Source organism: Thauera humireducens (assembly GCF_001051995.2).
GTDB lineage: Bacteria > Pseudomonadota > Gammaproteobacteria > Burkholderiales > Rhodocyclaceae > Thauera > Thauera humireducens.
The window spans coordinates 472,095-494,697 of the sequence record NZ_CP014646.1; the positions used below are offsets into that span (position 1 = coordinate 472,095).

Below are 22,603 nucleotides of genomic sequence, written 5' to 3' on the forward strand. Positions count from 1 at the left end.
CTCAGTCGGTCTGGCCCAGCCTCAGGCGGGGCAGGGCCAGTGCCGGCTCGTAGGGGGCCTCGAGGCGTAGCAGGATGTCGTGGAAGCTGCGCACGTTTTCCGTCATCACCACCGCTTCGCCGCCGCGTGCCGGCCCGGCTTTCAGCCGCTGTGCGTATTGCGGTCTCGACAGCAGCGGCAGCACCGACTTCATGTCCCACCACGAGCGGTCGTCCTTGCCGAGGCCGCGTGCGATGGTGCGCGCGCCTTTCATGTGGCCCATGCCCAGGTTGTAGGCCGCGGTCGCCATCCACGTTCGATCCGGCTCGGGGAGGTCGTCCGGCAGTTGCTCCCTGAGCATGTCCAGGTAGCGGGCGCCACCCAGGATGCTCTGGCGCGCATCCAGCCGGTTCTCGACGCCGAGGTGATCGGCGGTGTCCGCCGTCAGCATCATCATGCCGCGCACACCGGTGAACGAGGTGGCGTGGGGATCCCAGTGCGACTCCTGGTAGGCGACGGCCGCGATGTAACGCCAGTCGAGGCCGGTCAGGGCTTCGGCCTCGTGGAAGAAGGGGCGGTAGCGCGGCAGGCGCTCGCGAATGCGGCTCAGGAAGGTGGCGACGTCGGCTTCGTCGAGCCGCCGCACGTGGCCGAAGTAGCGATCGGCGATGCGTGCCAGGCGGCCACTGGCGGTGATCTCCGTGAGGAAGGCCGCAATGTCGGTCGCGAGTGCGCCTCCCGCCTGAGGCAGCGCCCAGGCGATGCCTGAGCGGCCAGGCAGTTCATGCACGATTTCGAGTTCGGGATGGATGCGTGCGGCAAAGACGAAATGCAGGCGATCGGTGGCGACGAGGTCGAGTCTGCCTTCGGCCAGATCGCTCAGCAGCTTCTCCTCGGCGCTCCGGGTCGGGAAATGCACGTTAACGCCCGGCAGGCGCTTGCGGATCTCCGACACCTTGTCGGCGGCGAGTGTGCCGCGACGCACGGATACGGTACGTCCCGCAAGATCCTTCTCGGCGTTGACCGCTCGTCCATCGCTGCGTCCGACGATGACGTACTCCACCTCACGCAAGGATTGCGACCAGCTCAGTGGCAGGCGATCGTTGCGTCCTAGGCCGGCGGCGGCCATATGGACCTGGCCGTTGATGACGGCGTCGAGCGCGCGTGCGGCATCGGGATAGGGCACGAAACGCACGGGTACGCCCAGCGTGTCACCGAGTGCAAGCAGCAGATCGTGCTCGAAGCCACTGGCGCGGCCGTCCTCGTCGAGGCGGTATGAGATGGCGTCGTGGCGGGTTGCCACGCGCAACTCACCGACGCTGCGATAGTCGCCCACGCGCGGGGTTTCGCTCGGGGCACAGGCGGCCAGGACAAGGCTCAGCAGGGCAATCAGGAGCAGTCGGAGCATCGTGTATCCCGGTGTTGTGCCTGCGCTCAGGCCGGGCACGTCCGTGAGTGAGCTCAATCGGGTAGCCATTGTGCCTGCCAGGCGGCCAGTTCCGGTAGGTGATGTGCCAGCGCGCCCTGGAGTTCCCGCTCGAGGGCTTCGAGCAAGGGCTGAAGCGTGTCGTCGGCATGCGACAGCATGACGGGGCGCAACTCGACGATCAGGTCTCCCGCAGGGCGTTCGCCGCGCGCCGGAAAGCCCGCACCGGGGATACGGAGCTCGCGCGGGGCCGTGCTGCCTGGGGCGAGCGAGAGCGTGCGCGTTCCGTCTGGATGGGGGATCTGAAGATCGCCACCGAGCAGCAGACGAACGGCGCTTACGGGACGCTGCAGGCGCAGATCGCGGCCCTGGCGTCCGAAGAGCGCATGCGGCTGAAGACGTATGTGCAGATGAAGGTTGCCCGGGAGACCATGGTGTTCTGCGGGCGGCTCGCCTTCGCCGGCCAGGCGCAGGGTGTCGCCATCGATCAGCCCTGCGGGAAGGCTGACTGCGAGCCAGCGCTCGAGCGTTGTGTTGCCCTGCCCGTGGCAGTGCGGGCAGGGCGTTGTATTGCGATAGCCACGACCGCCGCAGCCCTCGCAGCGTGTCAGGTGCCTGCTGCCTCCCACGCGGCCGGAGCCGCGGCAGGGTTCGCACAGACGCGTGTGCGCAAGGGTCACCTCGCCCTCGCCGTCGCAGTGGGCGCAGGGCGAAGACTGTTGCAGACATAGCGGCTTCTGCCCCCCGCGGAAGGCCTCTTCGAATGTGAGCTCAAGCTCCATGAAGCGATCTGCGCCGCGCGGCTCGGCATTGGCGGCGGCGCGCGCCGCTTCCGCCTCGGGTGCGGCTCGCCGCGTGTTCGCATCGTCGTCCGATGTCGGCCCGGTGCTGGCCAGGCCCTTCTCGATTTCATCGAGCAGCGTGTCGTGCGCCTGACGCAGTGCCTTGAAGTGTTCTGCGGCCAGGGGGTCGCCATTCCGATCGGGATGCCAGCGCATCGCCAGCCGGCGAAACGCACGCCTGATTTCGGCCCGGGTCGCGCCGGGCTCCAGGCCGAGCAGTTCGTAAGCGTCGTGCATGATTGGCGTCTGCCTGATGGAGGAGGGGCTCCAGAGCGCTTGGGTGTCGAGACGGTGCCGAAACGCAAAAGGCCCAGTCCGGAGACTGGGCCTTTTGCGCGAAGCTGGCGCGCCCGGAAGGATTCGAACCTCCTACCCCCTGGTTCGTAGCCAGGTACTCTATCCAGATGAGCTACGGGCGCAATCTCGAAACGTTTAGGGCCCGTCATCGAAAGGCCTGAAAAACTGGCGCGCCCGGAAGGATTCGAACCTCCTACCCCCTGGTTCGTAGCCAGGTACTCTATCCAGATGAGCTACGGGCGCTTTTTGCTGCACTGCGAAGGAGCGGGATTATAACGCTTAATTCCGCATCTTCAAGTGTTTTTTGGCGGAGAGGGTGGGATTCGAACCCACGGTAGGCTTGCACCTACGCCTGATTTCGAGTCAGGTACATTCGACCACTCTGCCACCTCTCCGCTCGAAGGTCGGCATTATAGGGCGTAATCCGGGGAAGTAAACGCCCTTGCGTGAAATTTTTAAGCTGTGGGGGTCTTCGGTGCCATTTCCTCATACGCACGAACCGCTTCGGCCGCATACATCAGGGCCGGGCCGCCGCCCATGTAGGTGCATACGCCCAAGGTTTCCATGATCTGCTCGCGGCTGGCGCCGAGTCGGATCAAGGCCTTGATGTGGAAGCCGACGCAGGCGTCGCAGCGTTGGGTGACAGCGATCGCCAGGGCGATCAGTTCCTTCTGCAGTTCGCTCAAGACGCCATCCTGCAGTGCGCCTTTGGCCATCGCGCTGAAGCCCTGCATCGTTTCCGGGGTCTCCTTGCGCAGCGTGGCGAGCGCCTTGGATACGTCGGTGGTGATCTGGACGAAGGACTTGGAGGACATCGCGGCGACTCCGTATTTAAGGAAATGCTTATTTTAATCCGAAAGTGCGGGCGAGGGGCATTGGCCTTGTCGATTCATGCATGCGGCAAACGAATCGGCCGGAAAGCGAAACGGCGGCCGTCCCTTTGGAGGATGGCCGCCGCAGGCAGGATTGAAACGCGGGCGACGCTCAGGGGCGGCGCTTGTCGCACTCGATCAGGGCGTACGCGGAGTGGTTGTGGATGGATTCGAAGTTCTCGGATTCCACGACGTAGGCGTCGATGCGAGGTTCGGCATTGAGCAGGCCGGCGACGTCGCGCACGAGGTCCTCGACGAACTTGGGATTGTCGTAGGCGCGCTCGGTGACCCATTTCTCGTCCGGTCGCTTGAGCAGGCCGAAGACCTCGCAGGAGGCCTGGCTTTCGACCAGCTGCACCATGTCCTCGATCCACAGGTGGTCGTTGAGCACCGCGGTCACGGTGATGTGCGAGCGCTGGTTGTGCGCGCCATAGTCCGAGATCTTCTTGGAGCAGGGACACAGGCTCGTGACCGGCACCACGATCTTCATCGTGAACTCGTAGCGGTCACCTTCACGGATCTCGCCGATGAAGGTGACGTCGTAATCGAGCAGGCTGTTCACGCCGGAAACAGGTGCGGCCTTGTTGATGAAGTAGGGGAAGCTCATCTCGACATGGCCGGTCTCGGCCTCGAGGCGCTCGACCATGGCACGGAGCATCGGTTCGAAGGATTCGACCGAGATGTCGCGTTCGTTCGAATTCAGGATCTCGACGAAGCGCGACATGTGGGTGCCCTTGAAGTTGTGGGGCAGCCCGACGTACATGTTGAAGCTGGCGACGGTGTGCTGGACGCCACCGGTCTTGTCGCTGACCTTGACGGGATGGCGGATCGACTTGATGCCGACCTTGTTGATCGCGATCTGCCGCGTGTCCGCGCTGCTCTGGACGTCGGGCATGGGTGCATCGGTGGGGGTGTTCATGAGCGGCTCTCAGGAAAGGCTGCGGGGCGGCCTGCCGCGCCCGCATGACATGCAACCCAGTTGCAACAGGGTTGCCATCTTAGCTTTCCCGACAAAAATGCTCAACTATCGATCTGATTGACTTTCCCGATACTGGCGAGGATGCCGGCTTCGTCGAGGCCTACCGAGGCGAGCAGTTGCGCCTGGTCGCCGTGGTCGATGAAGCGGTCGGGCAGGCCGAGGCGCAGCACGCGCGGGCGCTGTGGCAGCGTATCGACGAAGCGCGAGACTTCGGCGCCGGCGCCGCCGACCACGGCGTTCTCCTCGAGGGTCACGAACAGTTCGTGGCTGCCAGCGAGTTCGGCGAGCAGTGCTTCGTCGAGCGGCTTGACGAAGCGCATGTTGACCACGGTGGCGTCCAGCGTCTCGCCGACCCGCTCGGCCACGCCGACCATGCTGCCGTAGGCCAGCAAGGCGACCCGCTTGCCGGCGCGCCGAACTTCGGCCTTGCCGATCGGCAGGGCCTGCATCTGTGCCGCCGGCGCCGCGCCGGTGCCGCTGCCGCGCGGGTAGCGCACGGCGGTCGGTCCCGGGTGTTGCGTGGCCGTGTAGAGCATCTGGCGGCATTCGTTTTCGTCCGCCGGCGCCATCACCACCATGTTGGGGATGCAGGCGAGGTAGGACAGGTCGTAGGCGCCGTGGTGGGTGGCGCCGTCCGCGCCGACCAGGCCGCCACGGTCGATGGCGAACACGACCGGCAGGTTCTGCAGCGCGACGTCGTGGATCAACTGGTCGTAGGCGCGCTGCAGGAAGGTGGAGTAGATCGCTACCACCGGGATGAAGCCTTCGCAGGCCATGCCTGCGGCGAAGGTCACGGCGTGCTGCTCGGCGATACCGACGTCGAAGTAGCGATCCGGGTACTCGTGGGCAAAGCGCACCAGGCCCGAGCCTTCGCGCATCGCGGGAGTGATGCCGACGATGCGCGGATCGGCCTTCGCCATGTCGCACAGCCAGTCGCCGAAGACCTGGGTGTAGGTGAGCTTGCCTGCCCCCTTGCCGGTCTGGATGCCTGCCGTGTGGTCGAACTTGGAAACGCCGTGATAGAGAATCGGATCGGCTTCGGCCAGTTTGTAACCCTGACCCTTCTTCGTGATCACGTGCAGGAACTGCGGACCCTTGAGCTTCTTGAGGTTCTGCAGCGTCGGGATCAGCGCGTCGAGGTCATGGCCGTCGATGGGGCCGTAGTAGCGGAATCCGAATTCCTCGAACAGCGTTCCCGGGCTGATCATTCCCTTTGCGTACTCTTCGACCTTGCGCGCCAACTCGGCGACCGGCGGGGCCATGCCCAGCACCTTTTCGCCAACGCGGCGCGCCGTGTTGTAGGTCGAGCCTGAGAGCATTCGGGCGAGGATCTTGGTGAGTGCGCCGACCGGCGGCGAGATCGACATCTCGTTGTCGTTGAGGATCACCAGCAGGTTGATGTCCTCGATGTCGCCGGCGTTGTTGAGCGCCTCGAAGGCCATGCCGGCGCTCATCGCGCCGTCGCCGATGACGGCGATGGCATGGCGGTCTTCCTTGCGCGCACGGGCGGCGACAGCCATGCCCAGTGCCGCCGAGATCGAGGTCGACGAGTGTGCGGTGCCAAAGGTGTCGTATTCGCTCTCGCAGCGTCGCGGGAAACCCGAGATGCCGCCCCAGTGGCGCAGGCCGGACATCGCCTCGCGGCGGCCGGTGAGTACCTTGTGGCCGTAGGTCTGGTGGCCGACGTCCCACACGATACGGTCGTAGGGCGTGTCGAACACCCGATGCAGCGCGATGCTCAGTTCGACCGTGCCGAGGTTTGACGAGAGGTGGCCGCCGGTCTTGGAGACCGATTCGATCAGGAAGGCACGCAATTCCTGAGCAGCCGTGTCGAGCTCGCGGCGGTCGAGTGCGCGCAGGTCGGCAGGTGAGCTGATGCGTTCCAGGGTGGGGTAGGACATGGGCGGTCCGAGTCTGAGTCGTGTTCGTTCGTGGGCGTCGGTCGGGCGGTCGCTTGCCTAGAAGGCGCGGTGCACGATGTAGTCGGCCAGGGATTCGAGGCGCGCGGCAGCGGCGCCCAGGGGCGACAGTGTCGCACGGGCGTCGGCCAGCATGTCTTCCGCCAGACGTTTGGCGTCGGCGAGGCCGAGCAGGCTCACGTAGGTCGGCTTGTCATTGTCGGCGTCCTTGCCCGCGGTCTTGCCGAGCGTGGCGGTGTCGGCCTCGGCATCAAGGATGTCGTCCACGACCTGGAACAGCAGGCCGACGACCTTGGCGTAATGGTCCAGGCGCTCCAGGGTCGCGTCGTCCAGGCTGCGTCCGGCATGCGCACCCAGCAGCACGGCGGCGCGAATCAGCGCTCCGGTCTTGTGGATGTGCATGAACTCCAGCTCCTCGCGGCTCAGCTGCTTGCCCACCGCAGCGAGGTCGATCGCCTGGCCGCCGGCCATCCCGCGCGAGCCCGATGCCGTCGCCAGCAGGCCGAGCATCTTGAGCTGCGTCTGCGGCGTGTCGGCCGTCTCTGCATCGGTCAGGGACTGGAAGGCGAGCGTCTGCAGGGCGTCGCCAACCAGCAGCGCGGTGGCCTCGTCGTATTCGACGTGCACGGTCGGCTTGCCGCGACGCAGCACGTCGTTGTCCATGCAGGGCATGTCGTCATGCACCAGCGAATAGGCGTGGATCAGCTCGACCGCACAGGACACGCGATCCAGTCGCTCGGCCGACGCACCCGCGAACTCGCCGGCTGCATGCGTCAGCAGCGGGCGGACACGCTTGCCGCCGCCCAGTACCGCGTAGCGCATGGCTTCATGCAGACGCTGGGGGGCAATCGCCGCGGCGGGCAGCAAGGTGTCCAGTGCGACCTCGGTGCGCTGCTGCACCTGGAGCATCCATTCCTTGAAGGACTGAGTGGTGCTCATTCGGCATCTCCCGTGTTCGCGGCCTGACCGCTTTCGTTGCCGAATGCGACCAGTGTGTCGCCTTCGAGCACCTTGATGCGCTGTTCGGCGTTCGCGAGCGTACCCTGGCAATAACGCAGCAGGCCGACGCCGCGCTGGTAGCGCGTCAGCGCCTCTTCCAGTGGCAGGTTTCCGGACTCCATCTCCTGCACGATGGCTTCGAGTTCGGAAACCGCAGCTTCGAATGACTTGGGGGAGGTCGCCGACTTTGGCATGGATGAATATCTGCGCGGCAAAAGCGGGAAAATAACCGATGGCAGGTCTGGCGGTCAAACAGAGGGTGGCTTACACTAACCTGTTTATTTTTCCGGATTTCTTGTCCGCAAGGGGGGTTCGGGGATGACCGACATCGCTTCCAAGGCTCAACTGGCCCAGGCTGTTTCGCAACTGCCTGTTTCGTGGTACTTCGACGAGAAGGTGTTCGAACTGGAGAAGCAACTCCTCTTCGATGCCGGTCCGGGGTACGTCGGCCACGAGCTGATGGTGCCTGAGGTCGGCAACTACCGTTCGCTCGAGTGGCTGGATCACTCCAAGCTACTGTTCCGCACCGAAGCCGGCATTCACCAGATGTCGAACGTCTGCCGCCATCGTCAGGCCATCATGCTGCAGGGCAGTGGCACAGCCGAGCACATCGTGTGCCCGGTGCACCGCTGGACCTACAACCAGCAGGGCGACCTCATCGGGGCGCCGCATTTCGCCGAGAAACCTTGCCTGGGACTCAAGCGCGATGTGCTGGAAAACTGGCATGGCCTGCTGTTCAAGGGGCCGCGCTCGGCCAATGCCGACCTCGCGGGCATGAAGGTCGCGCCTGAACTGGACTTCTCCGGCTACAAGCTCGACCGCGTCGAAATCCACCAGTGCAACTACAACTGGAAGACCTTCATCGAGGTCTATCTCGAGGACTACCACGTCGTGCCTTTCCATCCGGGCCTGGGCAGTTTCGTGACCTGCGACGACCTGACCTGGCAGTTCGGCGACTGGTATTCGGTACAGCAGGTGGGGATCACCTCGCTGGCCAAGCCGGGCTCGGCGACCTACGCCAAGTGGCACAAGGCGGTGCTCGACTACTACGGCGAGAAGAAGCCCGAGCATGGGGCGATCTGGCTGACCTACTACCCCAACATCATGGTGGAGTGGTATCCGCACGTGCTGGTGGTGAGCACGCTGATCCCGACCGACATCGACAGGACGACCAACGTGGTGGAGTTCTACTACCCGGAGGACATCGTCGAGTTCGAGCGCGAGTTCGTCGAGGCCGAGCAGGCCGCCTACATGGAGACCGCCATCGAGGACGACGACATCGGCGAGCGGATGGACCGCGGGCGGCTGGCGCTATACAAGGAAGGCCGTAACGAGGTCGGTCCGTACCAGTCGCCGTTCGAGGACGGCATGCAGCATTTCCACGAGTTCTACCGGCGGATCATGGAGCCGCACATCGGGAGGTAAGGCGCTTCAGGCGGGCGGGGCGCCGTGGCGTGTCCGGGGCGTGATGTGCGGGGTATTCGCTCCGCTGGCTGCGGAACTCGCTCGATTCCTCGCTCGGACAGTCCTCGCCAGCTGCGCAAACACCCCGCACACCACTCCACTGATCGGTGCGGGTCGGCCCCGCTGCAACCCGCCTTCTAAACTGGGCGGGCTCTTCAGTACCGATCACGTGAGCGGCGTGCGGGGTATTCCTGGAGTCGGCGAGGACTGTCCGAGCCCGTAGGGCGAGTTCCGCAGCCGATGGAAGGAATGCCCCGCATGGCGCCTTCGGAGCGCTTAAGGAGACGCTTCGAAGCGCTTTTCAGCGAACGTCCTGCAGTTCCTTCGGCAGCGGAAAGGTCACCTTCTCCGGCACGCCGTCGAGGTTGCGCACCGAGCCGCCGCTCAGTTCCTTGAGCCGCGCGATCACTTCCTCGACCAGCACCTCCGGCGCCGATGCCCCCGCGGTGACGCCGACGCGGCGCTTGCCTTCGACCCAGGCCGGGTCGATGCCTGCCGCGTTGTCGACCAGATAGGCCGGCACGCCCCGCAGTTCCGCCACTTCGCGCAGGCGGTTGGAGTTCGAGCTGTTCTTCGAGCCGACCACGAACACCACGTCCGCGTGCGGGGTCATGAACTTCACCGCATCCTGGCGGTTCTGCGTGGCGTAGCAGATGTCGTCCTTCTTCGGTCCGGCGATGTTCGGGAAGCGCGCGCGCAAGGCGTTCACGATGTTTGCCGCATCGTCCACCGACAGCGTGGTCTGCGTGACATAGGCCAGCAGATCCGGATTGGCGACCTGCAGCGTGGCGACGTCTTCCGGGGTCTCGACCAGATGGATGCCGGTCTTGACCTGGCCCATCGTGCCCTCGACCTCGGGGTGGCCCTTGTGGCCGATCATGATGATCTCGCGGCCCTGCTCGCGCATGCGGCCGACCTCGATGTGCACCTTGGTCACCAGCGGGCAGGTGGCGTCGAACACGCGCAGGCCGCGTTTCTCCGCTTCCTCGCGCACTGCCAGCGATACGCCGTGGGCCGAGAAGATCACGGTGTTGCCGGTGGGGACTTCGTCGAGTTCCTCGACGAAGATCGCGCCCTTGTTGCGCAGGTCGTCGACGACGAACTTGTTGTGCACGACTTCGTGGCGCACGTAGATGGGCGCGCCGAAGCGCTGCAGCGCGCGCTCGACGATCTCGATCGCGCGTTCGACGCCGGCGCAGAAGCCGCGCGGGTTGGCCAGCAGGATTTCCTTGTCGCTCATGTTTCGTCTCTGTGGGGCGCAGGGCTCAGGACACGCCGATCACTTCCACCTCGAAGCGGATGGATTTGCCAGCGAGCGGGTGATTGAAGTCGATCAGCGCGGACTGTTCGTCGATTTCGCGCACCAGACCCGAGTAGCGCGAGCCGTCGGGCGCGGTGAATTCCATGATGCTCATCGGCTCGATCTCCTCGTCCGGCATGTGTTCGCGCTTCACGCGCTCGATGAGCTCGGGACGGTGCGGGCCGAAGGCCTGTTCCGCTTCCAGCTCGAACACGTGGTGCGTGCCGGGGGCGAGGCCGATCATCAGCTGCTCCATCGCCGGCAGCATTTCGCCCGCGCCCAGTTGCAGGGTGGCGGGCGTGGCATTGAAGGTGCTGATCAGCGGCTGCCCGTTGGGCAGCGAGATGCGGTAGTGCAGCGTGACCAGGCTGTTGGCTTGGACGACTTGGCTCAAGATGGCTTCTCCGGGGTCGGGCGGCGGTCGTGGCGGAATTGTCCCCACAGCATCAGCACCACGCCGACGGTAATGGCCGAGTCGGCCAGGTTGAACGCCGGCCAGCTCCAGCCGGCGTAGTGGAAATGCAGGAAATCGACGACTGCGCCATGCACGAGGCGGTCATACACGTTGCCGACGGCACCGCCGATGATCAGGGCGAAGGCGGTCGGCAACAGTTTCTCGTCGCGGTGCTGCCAGGTCAGCGCCAGCAACCAGCCGCAGATCACGGTGGCGAGCCCGGTGAAGAACCAGCGCTGCCAGCCGTCGTGGTCGGCAAGAAAGCTGAAGGCCGCACCCGGATTGAACACCAGCACCAGGTCGAAGAAGCCGGTGACCGGGATGATCTGGCCGTGGTGCAGGCTGTTGAGCACCCATTGCTTGCTCGCCTGGTCGAGCACGGCGACCGCGATCGCCAGGGCGATCCAGGGCGCCATGGCGGCCAGTGCGGGACGCGTCGAGGTCTTGTGCATCGCGGGCAGTACGTCAGGCATGGATACGCGTCTCGCCGTCGCCGAACAGGTTGCTCACGCAGCGGCCGCACAGCGTGGGGTGTTCGGTCTGGCTGCCAACCGATTCCACGTAATGCCAGCAGCGCTCGCACTTCTGCGCGGCACTGGGCGTGGCGACGATGCGCTCGTCCTCCGCGTTGGCCACCTGGACGAGGGTTGCGGCCGAGGTCATGGTGACGAAGCGCAGGTCCTCGCCCAGGCTGGTCATCGCGGCGAACTTGTCGGCGGTCAGCGCCAGGCTCAGTTCGGCCTGCAGCGAGGCGCCCACCTTGCCCTCGGTGCGCAGCGCCTCGATCACCTTCAGGCCCTCGCTGCGCACGGCGCGGATGATCTCCCAGCGCGCGATCAGGCCGGCTTCGCCTTCCTGGGCGGGCAGGGCATGGAAGGTGTGCAGCATCACGCTGTCGGGTTCCTCGCCGGCCTTGGCCGGGTTCAGGATGGACCAGGCTTCCTCGGCGGTGAAGGACAGGATCGGCGCCATCAGCTTGAGCAGCGTCTGGGTGATGTGCCACAACGCGGTCTGCGCGGCACGGCGCGGCAGGCTGCCGGCAGCCGTGGTGTATAGGCGGTCTTTCAGGATGTCGAGATAGAAGGCGCCGAGGTCCTCGGCGCAGAACACCTGAAGCGCCTGCACGATGCGGTGGAACTCCATCTTCGCGTAGTCGGCCTCGGCCTGCTGCGCCATCTGGCGGGTGAAGGCGAGCGCGTAGCGGTCGAGGTCCATCCACTGCTCGAGCGGCACCGCGTCCTTGGCGATGTCGAAGTCGGCGGTGTTGGCGAGCAGGAAGCGCAGCGTGTTGCGGATGCGGCGATAGACCTCGACCACGCGGTCGAGGATCTCCTTCGAGATCGACAGCTCGCCCGAGTAATCGGTCGACGCGACCCACAGGCGCAGGATCTCGGCGCCGAGCTTGCCGGTGACTTCCTGCGGCACGACCACGTTGCCGAGCGACTTGCTCATCTTGCGCCCGGCGCCGTCCACCGCGAAACCGTGGGTGAGCAGGCTGCGATACGGTGCGTGGCCGTCGATCGCGCAGCCGGTGAGCAGCGATGAGTGGAACCAGCCGCGGTGCTGGTCCGAGCCTTCCAGGTACATGTCGGCGCGCGGTCCTTCGGGGTGGCCGTCGTTGTGCGAGCCGCGCAGCACGTGCTTGTGGGTGGTGCCGGAGTCGAACCAGACGTCGAGGGTGTCACTGATCTTGTCGTACTGGCCGGCTTCGGCGCCGAGCAAGTCCGCAGCGTCGAGCTTGAACCAGGCCTCGATGCCTTCCTTCTCTACGCGCAGCGCGACTTCCTCCATCAGTTCGACGGTGCGCGGATGCAGCTCGCCGGTTTCCTTGTGCAGGAAGAAGGGGATCGGCACGCCCCAGTTGCGCTGGCGCGAGATGCACCAGTCGGGGCGGTTGGCGAGCATCGCGTGCAGGCGCGCCTGGCCCCAGCCGGGGTAGAACTTGGTGGCTTCCACCGCGCGCAGCGCGCGCTCGCGCAGCGTCGAACCGTCGGCGGCCGTCTTGTCCATGCCGACGAACCATTGCGCGGTGGCGCGATACACCAGCGGCGTCTTGTGGCGCCAGCAGTGCATGTAGCTGTGGGTGATCTTGCCGTGCGACAGCAGGGCGCCGACTTCGGCGAGCTTGTCGACGATGGCGGCGTTGGCCTTCCAGATGTTCATGCCGCCGAAGAAGGGCAGGTCGGGCACGTACTCGCCGCCACCCATGACCAGCGACAGGATCTCCTCGTTGCTGCGGCCGTAGGCGCGCCACGAGTTGAAGTCGTCCACGCCATGCGCCGGTGCCGAATGCACGATGCCGGTGCCGGCGTCCACGCCGACGTAATCGGCCAGATACACCGGCGAGACACGGTCGTAGAAGGGATGGCGGAACGCGATGCGGTCGAGCGCCACGCCCTTGGCGGTCGCGACGATCGTGCCTTCGCGCTGGTAGCGCTGCAGGGCGGTCTCGACCAGTTCCCTGGCGAGCACCAGAAGACGATCACCCACGTCCACCAGCGCATAGTCGAACTCGGGGTGGGCGTTGAGGGCCTGGTTGGCGGGGATGGTCCACGGGGTGGTGGTCCAGATCACCGCGGCGGCGGGCTTGTCGAGCTTGGCCAGGCCGAAGGCGGCAGCGAGCTTGTCAGCCTCGGCCACCGGGAAGGCGACGTCGATCGTCGGCGACTGCTTGTCGGCGTACTCCACCTCGGCTTCGGCCAGCGCCGAGCCACAGTCGAAGCACCAGTTGACCGGCTTCAGGCCCTTGAACACGTAGCCGTTCTTCGTCATCTCGGCCAGCGCGCGGATCTCGTTGGCTTCGTTGGCGAAGTCCATCGTGCGGTAGGGGTTGTCCCAGTCGCCGAGCACGCCGAGGCGGATGAAGTCGGCCTTCTGGATCTCGATCTGCTCGGCGGCGTAGGCGCGGCACAGCTCACGCACCTTGTCGGCGGGCAGGTTTTTGCCGTGGGTGACCTCGACCTTGTGCTCGATCGGCAGACCGTGGCAGTCCCAGCCCGGCACATAGGGCGCGTCGAAGCCGGCGAGGGTCTTCGAGCGCACGATGATGTCCTTGAGGATCTTGTTCAGCGCATGGCCGATGTGCAGGCTGCCGTTGGCGTAGGGCGGGCCGTCGTGCAGCACGAACTTGGGCCGGCCGGCGCTGGCCTTGCGGATGCGCTGGTAGAGCTTCCTTTGCTGCCAGTCGGCGATCCAGTTCGGCTCGCGCTTGGGCAGGTCGCCGCGCATCGGGAAGGGCGTGTCGGGCAGGTTGAGCGTCTTGCGGTAGTCGGCCATGGCGTAAACGTCAGTCTTGTGGGTTCTTGGGGCTCGGGCCGTTCAGGCCTGAAGGCGGTCGGGGTGGTCGGCAAACCACTGCCGTGCGATGTCGGCGTCGAGTGCAATCTGGGTGCGCAGGGCGTCGAGCGATTCGAACTTGCGCTCGGCACGCAGCTTGTGCAGGAAGTGCACGCGGATGTGGGCGCCATAGCAGCTCTGCGTCCAGTCGAAGAGATGCACTTCCAGACGCGCGCGTCCTGCGGATGTCGCGGTGGGACGAACGCCGATGTTCGCCACCCCGGCGATGCGCTTGCCGGCTAGTCCTTCGACGCCCACTGCATAGACGCCGGTGAGCGCCGGCCGGCGGTGCTTCATCTGGATGTTGGCGGTCGGGAAGCCCAGCTGGCGACCGATCTTGTCGCCATGGCTGACGCGGCCGGCAATGCTGTAAGGGCGCCCGAGCAGGCGCGCGGCATGCTCCAGGTCGTCCTCGCCGAGCGCGTCGCGTACCGCGGAGCTCGATACACGCTCGCCCTGGACGCCGAGCGTCGGCATGGATTCGACCCCGAAGCCATGTCTGTCGCCCGCCGCCTGCAGCATCGCGAAGTTGCCCTGACGGCGCGCGCCGAAGCAGAAGTCGTCGCCGACGAAAAGGTGGCGCACACCCAACCCACGGACCAGCGTGTCCTCGATGAAGGCTTGCGCGGTCTGCGATGCAAAGCGGGCGTCGAAGCGGCACACGTAGGTACGGTCGACACCTGCGGCGCCCAGCAGCAGCAGCTTCTCGCGCAGCGAGGCGAGGCGGGCGGGGGCGTCGGACGGGCTGAAGTACTCACGCGGGTGCGGTTCGAATGTGAGCACGACAGCCGGCAGGCCGAGTGAACGCGCCTTGTCGGTGAGTAGCTTGAGCAGCGCCTGATGGCCGAGGTGGACACCATCGAAGTTGCCGATGGTCAGCACCGCGGCGGTGTCGGCTCGCTCGGGAATCCCGCGAAAAACCCGCATAAGCGCCTGAAAAAAGCGGCAATTATAACGGCAAAGCGCGACCGTGCGGGCTTGCCGCGGACCGCGTCGGTTGCGATAGGGTCCGCAGGCCGCGGGGTGTTCAGCCGAGTTGGGCGACGCGCGTCGTACCCGCTGGCGGGTTGGTCTCGAAGTAGCGCCGGATTCCGCGCAGCAGGGCGTTGGCCATTTTTTCCTGGTAGGCCTCGTCGTTCAGGCGGCGCTCTTCCTGCGGGTTGCTTATGAAGGCCGTCTCGACGAGCACCGAGGGGATGTCCGGCGCCTTCAGGACCGCGAAGCCCGCCTGTTCGACATCCTGCTTGTGCAGGCGGTTGATGCCGCCGATCTCGCCGAGCATGGCGCGGCCGAGCTTGAGGCTGTCGTTGATCGTCGCGGTCTGCGACAGATCGAGCAGGGTGCGGGCGATGTGGCCGTCCTGGCGGGCGAGATTGACGCCACCAACGAGGTCGGCGTCGTTTTCCTTTTGCGCCAGCCAGCGTGCCGCGGTACTCGAGGCGCCGCGCTCGGACAGCACGTAGACCGAGCTGCCGTTGGCCTCGGGTTTGACGAAGGCGTCGGCGTGGATGGACACGAAGAGGTCGGCACGCACGCGGCGCGCGCGCGTGACACGCTGCTGCAGCGGCACGAAATAGTCGCCGTCGCGCGTCAGCACCGCGCGCATGTTCGGTTCGGCGTCGATCTTGCGCTTGAGGCGGCGGGCGATGGAGAGCGTGACGTTCTTCTCGTAGCTGCCCGCGGCGCCGATCGCACCCGGGTCTTCGCCGCCGTGGCCCGGATCGAGCACGACGGTAAACAGGCGATTGACGTTCGGGTCGGCGCGGCGGGCGGTGCTGCGTTCCGCCGGCGGATTCCCGTTGTCGGAAACGCTGGCCTGGGCGCTGTCCTGGCCAGCGTCGCCCGCCGCGGCGTCCATCGGCGAATCCTTCATGATCAGCGCCAGCAGCGGGTCGTGCTCCTCGGTCGAGTGCAGGTCGAGCACCAGACGGTGGCCGTAGTTGCCGACCGGTGCAAGGGTGAACACCTGCGGATTCACCGGCGCTTTCAGTTCGACCACCACGCGCACGACACCGGGGCGGTTCTGGCCCGCGCGGATCAGGCGGATGTACGGGTCGGACTCCATGACCTTGGAGGGCAGGGACTGCAGCACGCTGTCGAGGTGAACGCCCTCGAGGTCGACCACCAGTCGGTCGGGGTCGGGCACCAGCATGTGGCTATAGCGCAGGGTGGTCGAGCCCTCGAGCGTGATGCGGGTGTATTCGGCCGACGGCCAGACGCGAACGGCGAGCAGGCTGGCCGGCGCTGCGTGGCCGACAGGGCTGACCAGCAGGGCCAGCGTCGCCCCGGCGAACTTGAGCAGGCGACGACGATCGATGCCCTGCGCAAGCGCAGCATCCGGCTCCGTCAGGACGCCGGGTCCGCGCCCCGCAATGCTTTCCCCAGTTCGATCACGCATGTCCGCCCCGCATCCGTATTGCCATCGATCTCCACAAACCGCCCGGAATCATGGGTTTCGAGCCGGATTTCGAGGTCAGGCGGCGGCAGATAGGGGGCGGCTTTGTCCGGCCATTCCACTACACATACGCCCTGACTCGCGAAGTATTCGTCCAGCCCCGCGTCCAGATATTCTTCGGGCGAATTGAAGCGATAAAAATCAAAGTGATATAAGTCTAATCTAGAAACAACGTAAGGTTCAATCAAGGTGTATGTCGGACTTTTCACCTTGCCTTCGTGACCGAGTGCCCGCAGCAGCCCGCGCGTGAGCGTCGTCTTGCCCATGCCGAGGTTGCCCTGCAGCCAGATTCTGAGCCCCGGACGCAGGGTGGCGGCCAGTGCGGCGCCGATGGCTTCGGTGTCGGCCTCGGCGGGCAAGTGCGCGCGGAGGCGGGCGCCGCTATCATCGGCGGCCTTGAGCAACTCGATCATGGAATCCTCTCGTTGATGGCTGAAAACGCGGCGGCAGACGGCATGGCGGGTGCCGATGGCACCCCGTTCGACGGGGCCGCCCTGCTGGCCCGCATCCGCCAGTGGGCGGCGGAACTCGGTTTCGGCGCCGTCGGCGTCGCGGACACCGACCTGCACGAGGCCGAGCCCGGGCTCACGGCATGGCTGAATGCCGGTTTTCACGGCGGGATGGATTATATGGCGCGCCACGGCATGAAGCGTGCGCGTCCGGCCGAACTGGTGCCCGGAACCCTGCGCGTGATCAGCCTGCGGCTCGACTACTGGCCCGACGCCGCCGATGCCGGAGCGAACCTGGCCGATGGCCAGCGTGCCTACGTCTCGCGCTATGCACTGGGGCGCGACTACCACAAGGTCTTGCGCAACCGGCTGCAGAAGCTGGCCGAGCGGATCGCCGCCGAGGTGCCGCACGCGTACCGCGTGTTCACGGACTCGGCGCCGGTACTCGAGGTCGAGCTGGCCAGTCGCAACGGGCTGGGCTGGCGCGGCAAGCACACCTTGCTGCTGGATCGCAGCGCCGGCTCCTATTTCTTCCTCGGTGAGATCTTCACCGACCTGCCGCTGCCGGTCGATGAGCCGGTCGAACCGCACTGCGGTCGCTGCACCGCCTGCATCGACGCCTGTCCGACCGGCGCCATCGTCGCGCCCTACCAGGTCGACGCGCGGCGCTGCATCTCCTATCTGACGATCGAACTGCACGGCCCGATTCCCGAGGCGCTGCGCCCGTCGCTGGGCAATCGCATCTATGGCTGCGACGACTGCCAGCTGGCGTGCCCGTGGAACCGCTTCGCACGCCTGACGGCGGAGGGCGACTTCGCGCCGCGTCATGGCCTGGACACTGCGCGCCTCGTCGAACTGTTCGCCTGGAGCGAGGCGGTGTTTGCCGAACGCACTGCCGGCAGCCCGATCCATCGCATCGGTCACGAACGCTGGCTGCGCAACATCGCGGTGGCGCTGGGCAACGCGCCGGCCGCGCCGGATGTGCTCGCCGCCTTGCAGGCGCGCGCCGACCATCCCTCGGCCCTGGTGCGCGAACACGTGGCATGGGCGCTGGCGCGGCATGGCGCGCCCCTTGCCGGCTAGAATCGCGCCCCTCAACTCACCGGATACCCGCATGGAAGACCGCCTCGAAGCGCTCGAAACCAAGATCATGTCGGCCGAGGATCAGCTCGACGAACTGAACCGCACCGTTTGGCGCCAGCAGCAGGAGCTCGACCTGCTGCGCGAGCAGGTGCGACAGCTGGCGCAGCAGGTCAAGACCATCCAGCCGGGCGCGCCGAACCGTCCGGAAGACGAGATCCCGCCGCACTGGTAGGACATCCACGGAACGCCTCGGAGGCGGACGCGCGCGCGTGTTCGCGACACCCTCGGCCGGGCCCGGGAGACCGGCAGGAAGCGACACCCTTACCCTCGATCAAGTCCGGTTTGGCCTGAAACCCGCACGCCGACCGGGGTTTTAGGCCCTCTTGATTTTCATCAAAGCGGCGATTTTCCTGCTTGCGAAATTGCGCCACCGATTTCGTTTTCAGCCAGGAGAAGGGACCATGAAGTCAGCAGCTTTGAAGCAGTTCGGGGTGCTTGCGGTGTCGACGCTCGCGCTCGCATGTCAGGTGGCCTTCGCCGAGGCCCCGGCCGGACATGGCGATGCGGCGATGAAGGAGTACCAGGCCGGCGGCTCGCCGATGGCCGACGTGCCGATGCACCACGACATCAACCCGCTGGCGCCGCGCATGTCCGAGCCCGAGTTCGACAAGGCCAAGCGCATCTTCTTCGAGCGTTGTGCCGGCTGCCACGGCGTGCTGCGCAAGGGGGCGACCGGCAAGGCGCTGACGCCCGACATCACGCTGGAGAAGGGGCTCGAGTACCTGAAGGTCTTCATCAAGTACGGTTCGCCCGGCGGCATGCCGAACTGGGGTACGTCCGGTGTGCTGAGCGACGACGAGGTCGACCTGATGGCGCGCTACATCCAGCAGACGCCGCCGGCGCCGCCCGAGTACGGCCTCAAGGAAATGGAAGCGTCGTGGAAGGTCGTCGTCCCGGTCGAAAAACGTCCGACGAAGAAGATGAACGATCTCAATCTCGAGAACCTGTTCTCGGTGACGCTGCGCGATGACGGCAAGATCGCGCTGATCGACGGCGACAGCAAGAAGATCGTCAGCGTTCTCGAGACCGGCTACGCGGTGCACATCTCGCGCATGTCGGCCTCGGGCCGCTACCTGTTCGTGATCGGCCGCGATGCCAAGATCAACCTGATCGACCTGTGGATGGAGAAGCCGGACACGGTCGCGGAGATCAAGGTCGGCCTCGAGGCGCGCTCGGTGGAGAGCTCCAAGGCCAAGGGCTGGGAGGACAAGTACGCCATCGCCGGCACCTACTGGCCGCCGCAGTTCGTGATCATGGACGGCGACACGCTGCAGCCGCGCAAGATCGTCTCCACCCGCGGCATGGTCACCGGCACCCAGGACTATCACCCCGAGCCGCGCGTGGCCGCGATCGTGTCCTCGCACTTCAATCCGGAATTCTTCGTCAATGTGAAGGAAACCGGCATGGTGTATTCGGTGGACTATCGCGACCTCGAGAACCTGAGCATCAAGATGATCGAGGCGGCGCCCTTCCTGCACGACGGGGGCTTCGAGTCCACGCACCGCTACTTCATGGACGCAGCCAACGCATCGGACAAGATCGCGGTCATCGATACCAAGGAAGGCAAGCTGGAGAAACTGGTCGACGTGGGCAAGGTGCCGCACCCGGGTCGTGGCGCGAACTTCGTCGATCCGAAGTTCGGCCCGGTATGGGCCACCGGCCACCTGGGCGACGAGACGATCTCCTTGATCGGCACCGATCCGCACCAGCACCCGGACAATGCCTGGAAGGTGGTGCGCACGCTGAAGGGCCTGGGGGGCGGATCGCTGTTCCTGAAGACGCATCCGACGTCGAAGAACCTGTGGGCCGACACCACGCTGAACCCGGACGAGAAGATCAGCCAGTCGGTTGCCGTGTGGGACATCGACAACATCGACAAGGGCTACGAGCTGATCCCCGTCGGCGAGTGGTCCGGCGTCAAGGCCGGCCCGAAGCGCGTCGTTCAGCCGGAATACAATAAGGCGGGCGACGAGGTCTGGTTCTCGGTCTGGAATGGTGCGGACCAGGAGTCGGCGATCGTCGTCGTCGATGACAGGACGCGCAAGCTCAAGGCCGTGATCCGTGATCCCAGGTTGATCACGCCGACGGGCAAGTTCAACGTCTACAACACGCAACACGACGTGTACTGAGGCGCCTGCGAGTCCCTCGGGGGAGAGGGCAGCCCCTCCCCGGATTGCTCAGTCCGTCGCCTTGCCGAACCATCTAGAGGTGTCGTTGAAGTGATCGCCCCAACGAGGGACGCCCTTTGGGCGCAACGCAAGCTGCTGGCGGCCGAGCCGCTCTTTGCCGGCCTGCCGGCGGCCTTGTTCGACGAACTGGCGGTGGGTAGCCGCGTGCTCGAACTGAACGCGCAGAGCCTGCTCTACCGTGCCGAGGATCCGATCCACGAGGCCTTCGTGCTGGCCAGCGGCAGCGTGGCGCGCGAGCACCTGCTGCCCACCGGCAACGAGAAGGTGCTGGAACTGGCGCAGGCGCCGCAGGTGCTCGCGCTCGGCGAACTACTGGCGCGCACGCATTACGGCGCATCGTGCAGGGCGCTCGCCCACAGCGTCGTCGTTGCGATCGACATCCGCCGCCTGCGCGGGGCCATCCAGAAGGACCCTGCGTTGAGCTGGCGGATCGTGCAGACGCTGGCGAAGCGCCAGTGCGCGATCGAGTTCGACGTTTCCGGCCACCATTCGGGGGCCACCGGCGCACAACGCATCCTCGACTACCTGCTCGCGCAGGCGGGTGATCGCATCGGTCTCGCCGGCGAGACCACGGTCGTGCTGAAGGCCAGCAAGAAGATCATTGCGGCCCGCATCGGCATGACCCCCGAGTCCTTTTCACGCAGCCTGCGCCAACTCAGCGATCAAGGTGTGGTCGTCGTCGAGGGGCGCAAGGTGCACGTCCAGCACGCCGCGCTGAGCGATATCGAAGCCGGCAAGTCGGGCCAGCGCCTGCGCTTCGTGCGCAAGGGCAAGGCCCAGGGCGTGCCGTCCGGTGCGCGTATCGCGCCCGGGGCACTGGTCAACCTGTGCGGTCGCTGTCGCATGCTGTCGCAGCGCATGGCCATCGCCTGGGCACTGATCGCGGCGGGCCTGTCGGTGGAGAAGGCCGCGGTGCGCCTGCGGCGGCTGGTGCACGAGTTCGAGCGCGTGCTGGCCCGTCTCGAGGCGCTGGGGATGCCCGATCTCCTGGAGTCGGGGCGCGTGGCCGTGGTCGAGGCCTGGCCCGATTACCGTGCCGCGCTGGCCGAGGACGGCGCGACGCCGGCGCGGGCGAAGCGGGTGCTTGCCGCCAGCGAAACCGTGCTCGATGCGGCCGACCGGCTCACCAGCGCGGCCGAGCAGGCGTTCGGGCTGCCGGACGCGCATTACGTCAATGTGGCCGGTCGCAACCGCATGTTGTCGCAGCGCATCGGCAAGCTGTTCGTGTTTCGCGAGTGGGTGGCCGAGCCGGCGCGCATCCAGGACGAGATCGACGCGGCAACCGGTGAGTTCGAGCGCAACCTCGACGAACTGCGCCACAGCGGGCGGCGCCTTCCCGAACTGTCTGGGCAACTGCAGGAAGTGTCGGACCAGTGGCAGCGCTTCCTGCGTGCGCTGGCACCCGATGTGATGCGCGTGCAGCGCGCGCAGCATGTGCGGGCGGTGGTCGGCGAGGCCGACCGGCTGTTACGCCATGTGGATACCGCAGTGAAGCTCTATGAGCGGCTGACGCCGGCGCCGGCCGCCTAGGGCATGACACGCCGCGGACCAACGGGGCGCATCAGACCAGCGCGCCGGTCAGCCGTGCGAGCATGTCGCCGAAGGCGCTGGTGAGGATCACCAGAATCGGCATGCCGTAGCAGAAGCCGTGCATCGCCAGCCGGATGCCGCGCCGGGCCGTCGGCAGTTCGAGGAAACGGTCGCACACGATGCGGACCTTGATGCCCATCACCAGCGCGACCAGCACGGTGACGCCGAAGCCGGTGTCCGGGCTGCCGCCGAGCGCGGCGCCGACCACGCTCAGCACGACCAGTCCCAGCCAGGCGAGGTCGAGCTTGCGGATCTCGTTCATGGCATCGTCTCCAGGCTCAGCGCAGCACGTAGAACAGCGGAAAGATCATCAGCCAGATGATGTCCGTCGCGTGCCAGTAGCAGGCAAAGGCCTCCAGTCCCGAATGCTCGTCGGCCGAGTAGGAGCCGGTGCCGGTGCGCAGCATCACCCAGATCAGGCCGAGCAGCCCCCAGAACACGTGGATCAGGTGGTTGAAGGTCAGGTAGTAGTAGGTGACGATGAATACGCCGGCATCGCCGTCGAGACCGTGGGCGAGGTTCCAGCGCACTTCGAACAGCTTGATCACCGGGTAGCCGAGACCGAACACGAACGCGCCCAGCAGCCAGCGCAGGCTCGCCTTCCGGCGTCCGGCGCGCATGGCGTGCACTGCGCGTGCCACGCACCAGCCGCTGGTCAGCAGCATCAGCGTGTAGCCGGTGCCGGCCAGCAGCGACAGTCGCTCCGGGCCGGCGCGGAAGACCTCGGGGTGATGCGCGCGCGCGATGAAGTACACCGCGAACATCAGCGCGAATTCGGTCACCTCGCAGAAGATGCCGACCCACATCGCCTTGCTGCCCGGGATGCGGCCGGGGGCGGGTGGAGCGTCGGGCAGGGTGGCGGCGTACGACACGGGAGGGGCTTGAAGACGGGATCGGAAAGGCATTCTCG

The 22,603-nt window shown here is 66.1% G+C and carries 21 protein-coding genes and 3 tRNA genes; 5 read left to right on the plus strand and 19 right to left on the minus strand.

Annotation, left to right across the window (positions count from 1 at the left end):
* Position 1: 1 nt before the first annotated feature.
* The 10 genes from mltF to AC731_RS02275 form a co-directional block, all read right to left on the minus strand.
* Entirely contained in the window at positions 2–1,387 is a 1,386-nt protein-coding gene (gene mltF / locus AC731_RS02230) for a membrane-bound lytic murein transglycosylase MltF (protein WP_004253079.1), read from the minus strand.
* Positions 1,388–1,440: 53 nt separating this feature from the next.
* Positions 1,441–2,484: a DnaJ C-terminal domain-containing protein gene (locus AC731_RS02235; protein WP_048708974.1), complete on the minus strand. Its 1,044-nt coding sequence runs from the start codon at positions 2,482–2,484 to the stop codon at positions 1,441–1,443.
* Between the two features lie 105 nt (positions 2,485–2,589).
* A tRNA-Arg gene (locus AC731_RS02240) sits at positions 2,590–2,666 on the minus strand.
* Between the two features lie 44 nt (positions 2,667–2,710).
* Positions 2,711–2,787, minus strand: a tRNA-Arg gene (locus AC731_RS02245).
* 62 nt (positions 2,788–2,849) lie between these two features.
* Positions 2,850–2,939, minus strand: a tRNA-Ser gene (locus AC731_RS02250).
* Between the two features lie 60 nt (positions 2,940–2,999).
* A complete protein-coding gene (locus tag AC731_RS02255) occupies positions 3,000–3,359 on the minus strand; it encodes a carboxymuconolactone decarboxylase family protein (protein ID WP_048708976.1) in 360 nt (119 codons plus the stop codon).
* Between the two features lie 169 nt (positions 3,360–3,528).
* Complete coding sequence (gene folE2 / locus AC731_RS02260; RefSeq protein WP_048708978.1) at positions 3,529–4,335, minus strand: GTP cyclohydrolase FolE2; 807 nt, start codon at positions 4,333–4,335, stop codon at positions 3,529–3,531.
* Between the two features lie 101 nt (positions 4,336–4,436).
* Complete coding sequence (gene dxs, locus AC731_RS02265) at positions 4,437–6,296, minus strand: 1-deoxy-D-xylulose-5-phosphate synthase (protein ID WP_004253093.1); 1,860 nt, start codon at positions 6,294–6,296, stop codon at positions 4,437–4,439.
* Positions 6,297–6,353: 57 nt separating this feature from the next.
* Positions 6,354–7,253, minus strand: a complete 900-nt coding sequence (locus AC731_RS02270; RefSeq protein ID WP_048708980.1) for a polyprenyl synthetase family protein — start codon at positions 7,251–7,253, stop codon at positions 6,354–6,356.
* Positions 7,250–7,507: an exodeoxyribonuclease VII small subunit gene (locus AC731_RS02275; protein WP_048708981.1), complete on the minus strand. Its 258-nt coding sequence runs from the start codon at positions 7,505–7,507 to the stop codon at positions 7,250–7,252. Before AC731_RS02275 ends, AC731_RS02270 begins: the two co-directional genes overlap by 4 nt.
* Before the next feature lie 124 nt (positions 7,508–7,631).
* Here AC731_RS02275 and AC731_RS02280 point away from each other — a divergent pair, with 124 nt between their 5' ends.
* Positions 7,632–8,738, plus strand: a complete 1,107-nt coding sequence (locus AC731_RS02280) for an aromatic ring-hydroxylating oxygenase subunit alpha (protein WP_048708983.1) — start codon at positions 7,632–7,634, stop codon at positions 8,736–8,738.
* A 340-nt stretch (positions 8,739–9,078) separates the two neighbouring features.
* Here the strand turns inward: AC731_RS02280 and ispH are convergent, their stop codons facing one another.
* The 7 genes from ispH to tsaE form a co-directional block, all read right to left on the minus strand.
* Positions 9,079–10,017, minus strand: a complete 939-nt coding sequence (ispH, locus tag AC731_RS02285; protein ID WP_048708985.1) for a 4-hydroxy-3-methylbut-2-enyl diphosphate reductase — start codon at positions 10,015–10,017, stop codon at positions 9,079–9,081.
* A 25-nt stretch (positions 10,018–10,042) separates the two neighbouring features.
* Complete coding sequence (locus AC731_RS02290) at positions 10,043–10,471, minus strand: FKBP-type peptidyl-prolyl cis-trans isomerase (protein WP_004253104.1); 429 nt, start codon at positions 10,469–10,471, stop codon at positions 10,043–10,045.
* Positions 10,468–11,004 (minus strand): signal peptidase II, encoded by a 537-nt coding sequence (gene lspA / locus AC731_RS02295; RefSeq protein ID WP_048708987.1) that lies wholly within the window; start codon positions 11,002–11,004, stop codon positions 10,468–10,470. The genes AC731_RS02290 and lspA overlap by 4 nt, the downstream gene beginning before the upstream one ends.
* Positions 10,997–13,807, minus strand: a complete 2,811-nt coding sequence (ileS, locus tag AC731_RS02300) for an isoleucine--tRNA ligase (RefSeq protein ID WP_048708989.1) — start codon at positions 13,805–13,807, stop codon at positions 10,997–10,999. The genes lspA and ileS overlap by 8 nt, the downstream gene beginning before the upstream one ends.
* A gap of 42 nt (positions 13,808–13,849) precedes the next feature.
* Positions 13,850–14,794, minus strand: coding sequence for a bifunctional riboflavin kinase/FAD synthetase (locus AC731_RS02305; protein ID WP_048708990.1), 945 nt, complete (start codon positions 14,792–14,794; stop codon positions 13,850–13,852).
* A 100-nt stretch (positions 14,795–14,894) separates the two neighbouring features.
* Positions 14,895–16,265: an N-acetylmuramoyl-L-alanine amidase gene (locus tag AC731_RS02310; protein ID WP_048708992.1), complete on the minus strand. Its 1,371-nt coding sequence runs from the start codon at positions 16,263–16,265 to the stop codon at positions 14,895–14,897.
* A complete protein-coding gene (gene tsaE, locus AC731_RS02315) occupies positions 16,214–16,735 on the minus strand; it encodes a tRNA (adenosine(37)-N6)-threonylcarbamoyltransferase complex ATPase subunit type 1 TsaE (RefSeq protein ID WP_004253112.1) in 522 nt (173 codons plus the stop codon). Before tsaE ends, AC731_RS02310 begins: the two co-directional genes overlap by 52 nt.
* A gap of 42 nt (positions 16,736–16,777) precedes the next feature.
* Between tsaE and queG the strand changes: the two genes are divergently transcribed.
* From queG to AC731_RS02335, 4 genes are all read left to right on the plus strand, one after another.
* The gene (queG, locus tag AC731_RS02320) at positions 16,778–17,854 is read left to right on the plus strand and encodes a tRNA epoxyqueuosine(34) reductase QueG (RefSeq protein WP_418081715.1); all 1,077 of its coding nucleotides are present in this window, start codon (positions 16,778–16,780) and stop codon (positions 17,852–17,854) included.
* 31 nt (positions 17,855–17,885) lie between these two features.
* Complete coding sequence (locus tag AC731_RS02325; RefSeq protein ID WP_004253114.1) at positions 17,886–18,086, plus strand: SlyX family protein; 201 nt, start codon at positions 17,886–17,888, stop codon at positions 18,084–18,086.
* Positions 18,087–18,315: 229 nt separating this feature from the next.
* Positions 18,316–20,043: a nitrite reductase gene (locus tag AC731_RS02330; RefSeq protein WP_048708996.1), complete on the plus strand. Its 1,728-nt coding sequence runs from the start codon at positions 18,316–18,318 to the stop codon at positions 20,041–20,043.
* A 90-nt stretch (positions 20,044–20,133) separates the two neighbouring features.
* A complete protein-coding gene (locus AC731_RS02335; RefSeq protein ID WP_082794226.1) occupies positions 20,134–21,633 on the plus strand; it encodes a type IV pili methyl-accepting chemotaxis transducer N-terminal domain-containing protein in 1,500 nt (499 codons plus the stop codon).
* A gap of 31 nt (positions 21,634–21,664) precedes the next feature.
* Here the strand turns inward: AC731_RS02335 and AC731_RS02340 are convergent, their stop codons facing one another.
* Positions 21,665–21,955, minus strand: coding sequence for a cytochrome C oxidase subunit IV family protein (locus tag AC731_RS02340; RefSeq protein ID WP_004253119.1), 291 nt, complete (start codon positions 21,953–21,955; stop codon positions 21,665–21,667).
* A 16-nt stretch (positions 21,956–21,971) separates the two neighbouring features.
* Positions 21,972–22,499 (minus strand): cytochrome c oxidase subunit 3 family protein, encoded by a 528-nt coding sequence (locus AC731_RS02345; RefSeq protein WP_004253121.1) that lies wholly within the window; start codon positions 22,497–22,499, stop codon positions 21,972–21,974.
* Positions 22,500–22,603: the final 104 nt, after the last annotated feature.